Source organism: Ideonella sp. sgz306126 (assembly GCF_056032705.1).
In genome coordinates this window covers 686,900-698,282 of record NZ_JBVYWP010000001.1, presented here as the reverse complement: position 1 = coordinate 698,282, position 11,383 = coordinate 686,900, and the positions used below count along the sequence as shown (strand labels likewise).

The following is an 11,383-nucleotide window of genomic DNA, read 5'->3' as shown; positions in this document are numbered from 1 at the left end:
CGGCCGCCATGCAGATCCGTTCCGACCAGCTCGGCCCGCACCTCGCGCGCGGCGAACTGCTGCCGATCTACACCGTTCACGGCGACGAGCCCTTGCTCGCCCAGGAGGCGGCCGACGCCGTGCGTGCGGCCGCCCGTGCGAAGGGGTTTGGCGAGCGCCAGGTGTTCACCGTCAGCGGCGCGCATTTCGACTGGAGCGCGGTGCTGGGGGCGGCCCAATCGATGGGCTTGTTCTCGGACCGGCAACTGATCGAAATCCGCATCCCGTCGGGCAAGCCGGGCAAGGACGGCTCGGCGGCCTTGCAGCAGTATTGCGCCCAACAGACTGACGGGCGCGGCGAGGGCGTGCTGACCCTGGTGCATTTGCCGCGGCTGGACCGCCAGCAGCAGCAGGGCGCCTGGTTCACCGCGCTGGAGGCGGCGGGCGCAACCCTCCGCGTCGACCCGGTCGAGCGCCACCAGTTGCCGGCCTGGATCGCCCGGCGCCTGACGGCGCAGGGCCAGGGCGTCGAGCCCGGCGAGGCGGGCCAGCAGGCGCTGGCTTTCTTTGCCGACCGGGTCGAAGGCAATTTGCTGGCGGCGCACCAGGAGTTGCAGAAGCTGGCGCTGCTGTATCCGGCCGGGCCGCTGAGGTTCGCGCAGATCGAGGCGGCGGTGCTGGACGTCGCTCGCTACGACGTGTTTCAACTCGGCGCCGCGGTGCTGTCCGGGCAGGTCGGGCGGGCGCTGCGCATGCTCGACAGCCTGAAGGCCGAGGGCGAGGCCGCGGTGCTGGTGCACTGGACGCTGGCCGAGGACATCCGCGCGCTCAAGCGCGTTCGCGACGCGATCGATGCCGGGCAACCCCAGCCGATGGCGCTGCGCGAGGCGCGCGTCTGGGGCGACAAGGAACGCCTGTTCGAGCGGGTGGTGGCGGGGCTGGACGGTCCGTCGCTCGCGGTGCTGGTGCGCGCGGCCAGCACCTGCGACGGCCTGGTCAAGGGCTTGCGCGATCCCGATTGGCCCAGCGACCCGTGGGACGGCCTGCGCCGCCTGGCCCTGATGACGATGGACCTGATCGCCGCAGCGCAGACGCGGCGCGGCACCCAACCGCCGCGCCGCCTGAGCCTGCCAGCCTGACCGCGGCGCCCGGTGGTCCGGCCTGCGGGCCGAGGGCGGCGCCCGAGCGGGCTCAGTAGCCGTCGCGTCGGCTCACGAGATGGGCCAGCGGTCGGCCTGCGCGCAGTGCGGCCAGGTTGTCGGCCACCACCGCAGCCGCGCTGCGGGGATCGGTCAACGCCGCCGCGTGCGGCAGCACCGTGACGTTCGGGTGTCGCCAGAACGGGTGCGGCGCGGGCAAGGGCTCGGTGCCGAAGACGTCCAGCACCGCATGCGAGAGATGGCCGTCGTCCAGCGCCTGCAGCAGGTCGGCTTCGACCAGATGCGCGCCGCGTGCCAGGTTGACCACGGCGGCGCCGGCCGGCAACTGCCGGAACAGGCTCGCGTTCAGGATGCCGCGGGTGGCGTCGGTCAGCGGCAGCAGGTTGATGACGATGCTGCTGCGCTGCAGCAGGGCCGCCTGCCCATCGGCGCCGCAGAACACCTCGACCCCGCCGAGGTGCCCGGCCGGGCCCTGCCGGCGCCAGCCACCGACCCGGTAGCCCTGGGCCGCCAGCCGCGCGGCCACCGCGCTGCCCATCTGCCCCAAGCCCAGCACCGCGACCGACACTTCGTCGGCACGGCGCTGCGGCCCGACCCGCCACTGCGCCTCGCGCTGCTGCCGGGCGTAGCCGAAAAAGCCCCGGTGCAGCGAGAGCACCGCCCACAGCGCGGTCTCGGCCATCGCCCGGGTCATCGCCGGATCGACCATGCGCGCCAGCGCGACGTTCTGCGGCAGACGGGAGTCGCCGAGCAAGCGGTCCACCCCGGCCCACAGCGACTGGATCAATCGCAGGCCCGGCAGACCCTGCAGTTGGCCTGGCGGCGGATTCGCGACCAGGGCGACATCGATGGCCGCGCGGGTCGCGGCGTCGATCGCCTCACCCTCCAGCAGCAGGCGCTCGCCGGGCAAGGCCTGCTGCAGGTGGTGGCGCCAGACCGCCGCCTCGTCACCCCCCCAATCGCCACATAGCAAAACCGACATCCGACAAGCGTAACCGGTTCAGAATCAAACGGCGTGTGCTTCTTCCGAATGGGGCGAAGGACGGTGCCAAATGGAGATCGGCGTGCGACTTCGACAAGCCAGCGACGGCTCCTCGCCGCCGCGGGCTGCGCATGTCCGGCATGAGCCGGTGGCCCAGGCGGGCGTGGCGTCGATCCGCCTGATGGTGCTGATGGCGGGGCTGACGGCCCTGGCCGTGCCGCTGCTGTCAACGCTGTGGGCCGGTCCCTCGGGCATCGCACCGCCCGGCGCGGGACTGCCCGGCTGGGGCTGGGTGCTGCTGGCCCAGGGGATCGCGCTGCTGCTGCTGCTGGCAGGCGTCTGGATCGGGGGGGTGTCGCGCAAGCTGGGGCGCGTGCGTCAGTTGGCGCAGATGCTGGCGGGCGGCCGCCACCGGCTGCTGCCGGCGGGGGCCGGCCCTTGGCTCGTGAACGAGCTCGACGAACTCGTGAGCCAGCTCACGCGAGCGCGCCAGCGGGTGGATGCGCTGGTCGACGAGGTGGAGCTGCGCACCGGCGATCTGCAGCGCCTGGCCGTGTACGACGCGTTGACCGGCCTGCCGAACCGGCGCCTGTTCCGCGATCTCTTCGACCATGCGGCCGCGCAGGCACAGCGCAGCGGCCGCTCGATGGCCTTGCTGTATGTGGATCTGGATCACTTGCAGCAGATCAACGACCGGCACGGCACGCCGGCAGGCGACGCGCTGCTGCACTGCGTCGCGCGCCGCATGCAGGAGGCCGTGCGCGGATCGGACCTCGTTGCCCGCCTGGGCGGCGACGAGTTCGCGGTGCTGATGGTCGACACCGTGGATTTCGACGCCATGGCTTTGACCGCCATGCGCCTGATTCACGCCACCGAAGCGCCGGTGACGCTGGACGATGGTCGGTCTTGCGGCGACGTGTCGGCCAGCGTCGGCGTCGCCCGCTTTCCGCGCGACGGCGAGGATTTCGACACGCTGCTGGCGCACGCCGACCAGGCGTTGTACCGCGCCAAGACCCTGGGCCGCGGGCGCCATGCGGTGTTCCAGCCGACGCTCAACGATGACGACCAGCGCGTCGCCGCCGGGGGCGACGGCGAGTTGCTGCATGCCTTGGACCACGGCGAACTGCAGCTCCATTTCCAGCCGGTCATCGACACCGTGACGGGTCAGGCGGTCGGGGCCGAGGCCTTGATGCGCTGGCAGCATCCGCGCGAAGGCCTGCTGCCACCGGCCCGCTTCATCCACCGGGCCGAGGAGAGCGGGCAGCTTCACGCCTTGGGCCTGAGCACGCTGGACCAGGCCTGCGCCCAGGTCGCGCAGTGGCAGCTCATGGGCCTGCGGCCGGGCCGGATCTCGATCAATGTCTCGGCGCCCCAGTTCCGCCACGTCCATTGGGCCCGCGAGCTGGGGCAGGCGCTGCAGCGCCACCATGTCGCCGGCCAGGATCTGGCCGTGGAACTGACCGAAAGCACGCTGATGGGCGACGCCGAAAGCACCCAGCAGCGGGTCGAGGCGCTGCGGGGCCTGGGCGTGTCGCTGGTGATCGACGACTTCGGCTCGGGCCTGATCTCGCTGGCGCGCCTGGGCGAGTTGCGCCCGGCCATGGTCAAGCTCGATGCGACGTTCTTGCGCGGCCTGCCGGACGACCCGCAGGCGCGGGCCATGGTGGCGGGCATCGTCGGACTCGCGCGCAGCCTGTCGATCGCCGTGGTGGCCGAGTCGGTGGAAACCGAGGCACAGCGCGACGCGCTGGCCGAACTGGGCTGCACGCTGCAACAAGGCTATCTGTTCGCGCGACCGCAACCCGCGCTGCCGGAGCCGGCCTGGCCGCTGCCGCCCGGCGGGGCGCCCGCTGGGCCCGGCGCCAACGACCACGGGCCGGTCGATCTAGCGCGGGCGCTGATGGGACACGGCTGAGCAGCAGCTCAGTCCGGCGCAGCCAGTTCGCGCAGCACCGCCAGGGCGCGCTGCACCGATTGCGATCGGACCGCGCTGCGGTCACCGGGCAGCAGCAGGTGCTCGGTCCGGCAGTTCACCGTGCCGCGCGCCCCGGTCCAGGCCCAGGCCAGCCACACGGTGCCGACCGGCTTGCCCGGCACGGCACCGCCCGGCCCGGCAATGCCGGTGACCGCGACCGCCAACTGGGCCGCGCTGTGCGCCAGCGCGCCCAGCGCCATCGCACGGGCGACCGGCTCGCTGACGGCGCCCTGCGCAGCGATCAAGGTGGCCGGCACGCCCAACTGCTCGGTCTTGGCCGCGTTGCTGTAGGTTACGAAGCCGCGATCGAACCAGTCGCTGGAGCCGGCCACGCTTGTGCACAGCGCGGCGATCAGGCCGCCGGTGCAGCTCTCGGCAGTGGCCAGGTGCCAGCCGCGGGCGCGCAAGTCGTCGCCCAGCGGGCCCAGTTCGGCCATCAGGCGTTCCTCCTCGGCCAGCAAGGGCATCACAGCACTCGCCAGAGTGCCAGCACCAGCAGGCTGCACAGCGCCGCGACCAAGTCGTCGAACAGGATGCCGAAGCCTTGCGCCCACCCCGGCGGCCGGCCGGGCCGGCCCTTGAACAGGCGATCCGCCCAGCCCACCGGCCCCGGCTTGGCGGCGTCGAAGTAGCGGAACAGCGCGAACGCCGCCAACTGCAGGCCGAAGCCCCCGGGCATCAGCAGCCACAGCATGGTCCAGAAGGCGAGGATCTCGTCCCACACCACCGCGCTCGGGTCCGCCACGTTCAGCGCCTGGGCGGTGCGGGTGCAGGCCCACCAGCCCATCAGCAGGCCGCCGCCCAGCAGGCCGGCCCACAGGCGGTCGCTCATCCAGGGGGCCAGCAGGTCGAAGCTCAGCCAGGCCCACAGTGTGCCCACGGTGCCGGGCGCCATCGGCGACAGGCCGCTGCCGAAACCCAGCGAGATCAGGTGCAGCGGCGAGCTGAGCATCAGGCGCAGGCTGGCGCGGCGCGGCGCGGCCGTCGGGCGGGCCGGCTCTTCGGCGCGCGCGGCCGGCTCGGGCGGCACGGCGGGTCGTTCGACCGGCGTCTCGCGCAGCACGCGGGCCTCGCTGACCGGGTCGGTATCGGGCGCGGTGGGCTCGCTCATGGCCGCCTCATTGGAAATGGTCGAAGCTGCGGCAACCGGCCAGGTCCAGCGCCTGCCCGTGGCCGTCAAGCACCCGCAGGCCGGCCTCTGGGGGCTCAATGCGGCCGATGCAGGTCAGTGCCACGCCACAACGTGCGGCGGCGTCGTTCATCGCCGCATGGCGCGAAGGCGGCGCGGCCAGCAGCAACTCGTAATCGTCACCGCCGGTCAGCAGGCACAGGCGCTGCACGGCGTCGGGCTGTGCCGCCAGCACGGCGCTGCGGGGCAGGGCGTCCAGGTACAGCGTGGCGCCGCACCGCGAGCGACGCAGAAGATGACCCAGGTCGCCCAGCAGGCCGTCGCTGAGGTCGATCGCGGCACCGGCGACGCCGCGCAGCGCCTGCCCCAGCGCCACCCGTGGCTGCGGGCATTCCATCGCTTTGCGCACCTGCTCGAAGGCGTCGCCCGGCAGACTCAGGGTGCCGCGGAACACTTCCAGCGCCAAGCGGGCGTCGCCCAGGCAGCCGCTGACCCACAACTCGTCGCCGGGTTGCGCGCCGCTGCGCAGCAAGGCCTGGCCCGTCGGCACTTCGCCGAAGACGCCGATGCAGATGTTGAGCGGGCCGGCCGTCGTGTCGCCCCCCACCAGTTCGATGCCATGGGCATCGGCCAGCGCCAGCAGCCCGCGCGAAAACGGTGCCAGGAACGCCTCGGACGCCGCAGGCAAGGTCAGAGCCAGCGTGAAGGCCAGCGGCTCGGCGCCGCAAGCCGCCAGATCGCTCAGGTTCACCGCCAAGGCTTTGTGACCCAGCCGGGCCGGATCGACCGTGGACAGGAAATGGCGTCCTTCGACCAGCGCGTCGGTGGAGACGGCCAGTTGCATGCCGGCCCGCGGCTGCAGCAAGGCGCAGTCGTCGCCGACGCCCAGCACTGCGCGTTGGACGGGACGCCGGAAAAAGCGCTCGATCAGGTCGAATTCACCCAGGGACATGCAGGCATTGTCGCCCAGCGTGGGCACCGGCCGTTCACCCCGAGGCGCGGCGCAGGGGAGGGAAAGGACGTGAAAAGCCCGCTCTTGAAAATACCGTTCCCGGTACCAAAATCCGGCACATGAACACCCCCGCCTCCACCCATGTGGCCTGCCCGCACTGCGGCGCCACCAACCGCGTGCCCGATGCACGGCTTGCCGACGACCCGGTCTGTGGCCGCTGCGGCGCTGCGTTGCTGGACGGTCACCCGGTGGCCCTGACCGACGCCAACTTCGACGCGGTGACTTCGGCCACCGGCCTGCCGGTGGTGGTTGATTTCTGGGCGCCCTGGTGCGGCCCGTGCCGGTCGATGGCCCCGCAGTTCGAACAGGCGGCCGCTCAGCTCAAGGGCCGGGCGCTGTTCGTCAAGGTCAACAGCGACGACAACCCGCGCACTGCCGGGCGCTTCAACATCCGCAGCATCCCGACGCTGCTCAAGCTCAAGGGCGGGCGCGAAGTCGACCGGGTTTCCGGTGCGATGCCGGCGGCCCAGGTGGTCGCCTGGACCCGGGCCTGAGTCCGGCAGCTCGGCGGCAGCCCGCGCGGGCCTGAGGCCGTCGGCCCGGATTCGGGCGCGCAGGTTCTAGGCGCAGGCGTCGGCGAGCCGGAAGAGGGCCACCGATTGAACGAGTTGACGGGCCTGGTTGCGCAGGCTCTCCGCCGCCGCCGCGCTTTGTTCGACCAGCGCAGCGTTCTGTTGGGTGGCGTGGTCCATGTCGGAAACCGCTTCGCTGATCTGGCCGACGCCTTTGCTCTGGTCGGCGCTGGCGCTGCTGATCTCGGTCACGATGTCGGTCACCTGGCGGATCGCCGCCACCACCGCGGCCATGGTCGAGCCGGCTTGATCCACCAGCGTGGAGCCTTGTTCGACCCGCTCGACACTCGTCGAGATCAATGACTTGATCTCCTTGGCCGCGTCGGCGCTGCGATGCGCGAGATTGCGGACTTCGTGGGCCACCACCGCAAATCCGCGGCCCTGCTCGCCAGCGCGCGCGGCCTCGACCGCGGCATTGAGCGCCAGGATGTTGGTCTGGAAGGCGATGCCGTCGATCACCGCGATGATGTCGACGATCTGGCGGGAGCTGTCGTTGATGCCCTTCATCGTGTCGACCACGCGCGCCACGACCTCGCCGCCCTGCAGCGCCACCGCGCTGGCGCCTTGGGCCGACTGATCGGCCCGCCCGGCGTGGCCGGCGTTTTGCGCCACGGTGCTGCTGAGCTGCTCCATGGACGCGGCGGTCTGCTGGAGCGCGCTGGCCTGGCGCTCGGTGCGCACGCTCAGGTCGCCGCTGCCCGACGCGATCTGGGACGAGGCGGTGGCGATGCTCTCGGCATTGCGCCGCACTTCCGTGACGACCCGGCCCAGGCTGGATTGCATCGCGTCGAGCGCCTGCAGCAGCGCTGCAAATTCGTCCTGACCGCGAATGTCGATGGTGTTCGTGAGGTTCCCCTCGGCAATGCCCTGGGCGATGCCCAATGCGGCACGCAGCGGCCGACTGATGTCTCGCGCCAGGGACACGCAGACGGCGAGGCCGCCGATCGACGCCGCCAGCATCAGCACCAGGCTGAGCTTCAGCGCACGCTCGCTCTGGGCGGCGGCCTGGGCGGCGACCGACGCGCTTTCCTCGGCGATCTTGCGCCCGGCCTCGGCCAGCAGACGCGCCGGTTCGCGATCGACGCCCGCCACCGCCGCATCGCCCGCGGTCGGGTCGAATCCGGCCGCCTTGAACGCCTCGAATCCCTTGCGGTAGCCCCCGCCCATGCGAACGTGGGCCTGCGCGAACTGCTGCACCAAGGCCTTGCTGTCGCCCTCGGGGAGCGACTTCAACAGCTGCGCGGCCAGCGTGTCGACGGCCGCCTCGCGTTCCTGAAATGCGCCCCAGTACTTGGCGAGCTTTTGAGGGTCCTTGCCGCGCAGCAGCGTGTCCTTCCATTCCTGCACCTGCAGCTTGAACGTCACCAGCATCGCGCTGACATCGCGCTCGTTGGTCACCTTGGTCTGCACGGTCGTGCGGTAGGTGTCGATCGCCCGGTCCATGCGCTGGATCCCGAACAGGGCCGCGGCCACGACCAGCAGCGTCGTCGCGCCGAACACGACCGGGAGTTTGAAGGCGATTTTCATGATCGAACTCGGGCAAGGCAGTCTCTGGGTTGTCGGCCCGGGCGCGCGAGGGCTTGAATGGTTGACCGGGCCGTGAGGTTTCCGCGAGACCGACAACCCGGCGCCGGCGTGGATCCATCGGCCGCCGGTCTGTTTCGCCGAGTCTTTCACGCCGGGAACCTGCCTACACTGGGCGCTGTTCTCTCAAGGGCGCTGCGCCGATGAAACCGACCACCCGGGTGCTGATCGTCAGCGCCGACCCTGCCTGGCGCGAGCAAGTCTGCGCCGGCCTGAACCAGGCCAGCGAGGCGCTGGACAATCCGCATGGACTGGTGGCCGAGGCCTGCGCCGCCGATGCCGACTTGGCCGTGGGCAAGGTGCTGTGCGCCGACCCGGAGGCCCATGTGCAGGTGGTGCTGGTGGACCATGGGGCGAGCCTGCCGGCCGGCCCCGCGGGCGACGCGCCGACCTCGGCCGACCTGGCCAGGCGCCTGTACGCGGCCCGGCCCGAGCTGTCGATCTACCTGCTGCTGCAGGACGATGCGGACAAATTGCGGGTCGAGCAGCACGCCAGCGAGGCGGTGCACGGCTATTTCGATCGCGAGGAGCTGGACTTCAACGGCTGGTTCCGCATCCTGGCCGCCGAGGTCGCGGGCAAGGCCGCCACGCCGTTCTACGACGCCCTGCGCAGCTATGTGGCGCAGGCCAAGGACAGCTGGCACACGCCGGGGCATGCGGGTGGCGACGCGTTCAAGGGCAGCCCGTGGGTGGGCGATTTCCATGACTTCGTCGGCGACGAGATGCTGCGCGCCGACCTGTCGGTGAGCGTGCCGCAGCTCGATTCGCTGCTGCATCCCACCGGCGTCATCGCCCAGAGCCAGAAGCTGGCCGCCAAGGCCTTCGGCGCGCGCAAGACCTACTTCGCCACCAACGGCACCAGCACCTCGAACAAGGTCATCTTCCAGACCTTGCTGGCGCCCGGCGACAAGCTGCTGCTGGACCGCAATTGCCACAAATCGGTCCACCACGGCGTGATCCTGTCGGGGGCCCGGCCGGTGTACCTCGATTCGGCGCTGAACCGCCATTTCGGCCTGTTCGGTCCGGTGCCCAAGGCGACGATCCGTGCCGCGATCGAGGCGCACCCGGACGCCAAGGTGCTGATCCTGACCAGCTGCACCTACGACGGCCTGCGCTACGACCTGCAGCCCATCATCGCGATGGCCCATGCCGCCGGCATCAAGGTGATCGTCGACGAGGCCTGGTACGGCCATGCACGCTTCCACCCGGAGCTGCGTCCGACCGCGCTCGAATGCGGGGCCGACTACGCGACCCAGAGCACGCACAAGGTGCTGTCCGCGTTCTCGCAGGCCAGCATGATCCACGTGAACGATCCGGCGTTCGACGAGCACCTGTTCCGCGAGAACTTCAACATGCATGCCAGCACCAGCCCGCAGTACACGCTGATCGCCAGCCTGGACGTGGCGCGCAAGCAGGCGGTGATGGAGGGCTACCGCCTGCTCGACCGGTCCCTGGGCTTCGCCCGCGAGTTGCGCGAGAAGATCAACGCCACCGGCGCGTTCCGCGTCCTGACGCTGGACGAGTTGCTGCCGGACGCATTGCGCGGCGACGGCGTCCGGCTCGATCCGACCAAGCTCACCATCGACCTGTCGGCCAGCGGCTGGTCGGCCGACGAGCTGCGCGACGAGTTGATCAACCGCTACAACATCCAGGTCGAGAAGAACACCCACAACACGTTGACGCTGCTGCTGACCATCGCCACGACGCGCAGCAAGGTCTCGCGCCTGTTCGACGCGATGCTGCGCCTGGCCAAGGACCGCCGCCCGCCGCTGACCTATGCCCGCATGCCCGAGGCCCCGCGCTTTTCCGAGCTGGCCTGCCTGCCGCGCGACGCGTTCTATGAAGCCGGCGAGCGCCTGCCGCTGCTGGACGAACGCGGCCAGCCGAACCAGGCCCTGGTCGGCCGCGTCTGCTGCGACCAGATCGTGCCCTATCCGCCCGGCATTCCGGTGCTGGTGCCGGGGCAGGTCGTCACGCCGGAGGTCGTGGCCTACCTGACGCGGCTGCTGCAGACCCAGCGCTCGATCGACCTGCACGGCCTGGCCACGCTGGACGGCGAATGGCATTTGCGCGTGCTCAGCCCGGCCGAACATGCGGCCCTGCCGCGCCGGGACGGCGGCCGATGAGCGACGCGTTGCCGCGCTTGAACCTGGTCGGCGCCGGCCGCGTCGGGCGCACGCTGGCCCGGCTGTGGATCGAGGCCGGGCAGGTGCGGCTCGGCAGCGTGCTGAGCCGGCGACCGGCATCGGCGGGCGAGGCGGTCGCCGGCCTGGGCACGGGCGATGCGGTCGACACCGTGGCCGCGATGGCACCGGCCGAGCTGTGGCTGCTGGCCGTGCCGGACTCGCAGATCGCGGACACGGCCGCGGCGATCGCCGCCCAGGCGGGGCCGCCGGCGGTCGCCTGGCATGCCAGCGGGTTCCTGGCCAGCAGCCTGCTGGCGCCGCTGCAGGCCAGAGGCTGGGCGGTGGCGAGCGCGCACCCGGCACTCAGCTTTGCCGAGGTCGAGGTGGCGGTGCAGCAGTTCCCCGGCACGGTGTGCGCGTTGGAGGGCGACGCCGCGGCGCTGCTGCCACTGCGTGCGCTGTTCGAGGCGATCGGCGGGCGCTGCTTCGAGCTGGCCGCCGCCGACAAGCCGCTCTACCACGGGGCGGCGGTGTTCGCGAGCAACTTCCTGCCGGTGCTGCAGGCGGTGGCCACCGAACTTTGGCAGGGCACCGGCGTGCCGCCCGCCTGGGTGCCCGGCCTGGCCGAAGGCTTCGTGCAGCGCGCTGCGGCCAATCTCCAGGCGCTGGGGCCGCGGACCGCGCTGACCGGCCCGGCCGCCCGTGGCGATGCCGAGGTGCTGGCGCGCCAAGGCGACGCGATGGCGGCCCGCGACGCGGCGCTGGGCCAGGCATACCGTGCACTGAGCGAACTGGCGGGCCGGCTGGCTCGCGACGGGCAGGTGTTGCCCTAGGTCCCGGGGTGTCGCTGCGGGCGGGCGCCTC

10 protein-coding genes are annotated in these 11,383 nt (G+C 71.6%); 5 read left to right on the top strand and 5 right to left on the bottom strand.

Annotated features, from left to right (window positions below; genetic code table 11):
- Positions 1–8 precede the first annotated feature (8 nt).
- Complete coding sequence (holA, locus tag AC0N04_RS03195; RefSeq protein ID WP_474278541.1) at positions 9–1,118, top strand: DNA polymerase III subunit delta; 1,110 nt, start codon at positions 9–11, stop codon at positions 1,116–1,118.
- A gap of 52 nt (positions 1,119–1,170) precedes the next feature.
- Here holA and AC0N04_RS03190 read toward each other — a convergent pair whose 3' ends face one another.
- On the bottom strand, positions 1,171–2,121 hold the full coding sequence (locus AC0N04_RS03190) for a 2-hydroxyacid dehydrogenase (RefSeq protein WP_474278539.1): 951 nt from the start codon (positions 2,119–2,121) through the stop codon (positions 1,171–1,173).
- A gap of 82 nt (positions 2,122–2,203) precedes the next feature.
- Between AC0N04_RS03190 and AC0N04_RS03185 the strand changes: the two genes are divergently transcribed.
- Positions 2,204–4,036, top strand: a complete 1,833-nt coding sequence (locus tag AC0N04_RS03185; RefSeq protein WP_474278537.1) for a putative bifunctional diguanylate cyclase/phosphodiesterase — start codon at positions 2,204–2,206, stop codon at positions 4,034–4,036.
- Between the two features lie 8 nt (positions 4,037–4,044).
- Here the strand turns inward: AC0N04_RS03185 and AC0N04_RS03180 are convergent, their stop codons facing one another.
- The 3 genes from AC0N04_RS03180 to thiL are packed head-to-tail and all read right to left on the bottom strand — an operon-like array spanning position 4,045 to position 6,177.
- Positions 4,045–4,563, bottom strand: coding sequence for a CinA family protein (locus AC0N04_RS03180; RefSeq protein ID WP_474278535.1), 519 nt, complete (start codon positions 4,561–4,563; stop codon positions 4,045–4,047).
- Complete coding sequence (locus AC0N04_RS03175) at positions 4,563–5,207, bottom strand: phosphatidylglycerophosphatase A family protein (RefSeq protein ID WP_474278533.1); 645 nt, start codon at positions 5,205–5,207, stop codon at positions 4,563–4,565. The genes AC0N04_RS03180 and AC0N04_RS03175 overlap by 1 nt, the downstream gene beginning before the upstream one ends.
- Before the next feature lie 7 nt (positions 5,208–5,214).
- On the bottom strand, positions 5,215–6,177 hold the full coding sequence (gene thiL / locus AC0N04_RS03170; RefSeq protein WP_474278531.1) for a thiamine-phosphate kinase: 963 nt from the start codon (positions 6,175–6,177) through the stop codon (positions 5,215–5,217).
- Positions 6,178–6,296: 119 nt separating this feature from the next.
- On the opposite strand from thiL, the gene trxC reads away from it, so the two are divergent.
- Positions 6,297–6,731, top strand: coding sequence for a thioredoxin TrxC (gene trxC / locus AC0N04_RS03165; protein ID WP_474278529.1), 435 nt, complete (start codon positions 6,297–6,299; stop codon positions 6,729–6,731).
- A gap of 66 nt (positions 6,732–6,797) precedes the next feature.
- Here trxC and AC0N04_RS03160 read toward each other — a convergent pair whose 3' ends face one another.
- The gene (locus AC0N04_RS03160) at positions 6,798–8,336 is read right to left on the bottom strand and encodes a methyl-accepting chemotaxis protein (protein WP_474278527.1); all 1,539 of its coding nucleotides are present in this window, start codon (positions 8,334–8,336) and stop codon (positions 6,798–6,800) included.
- A gap of 200 nt (positions 8,337–8,536) precedes the next feature.
- Here AC0N04_RS03160 and AC0N04_RS03155 point away from each other — a divergent pair, with 200 nt between their 5' ends.
- Positions 8,537–10,519, top strand: coding sequence for an aminotransferase class I/II-fold pyridoxal phosphate-dependent enzyme (locus AC0N04_RS03155; protein ID WP_474278525.1), 1,983 nt, complete (start codon positions 8,537–8,539; stop codon positions 10,517–10,519).
- Positions 10,516–11,352, top strand: coding sequence for a Rossmann-like and DUF2520 domain-containing protein (locus AC0N04_RS03150; RefSeq protein WP_474278523.1), 837 nt, complete (start codon positions 10,516–10,518; stop codon positions 11,350–11,352). Before AC0N04_RS03155 ends, AC0N04_RS03150 begins: the two co-directional genes overlap by 4 nt.
- Positions 11,353–11,383 lie beyond the last annotated feature (31 nt).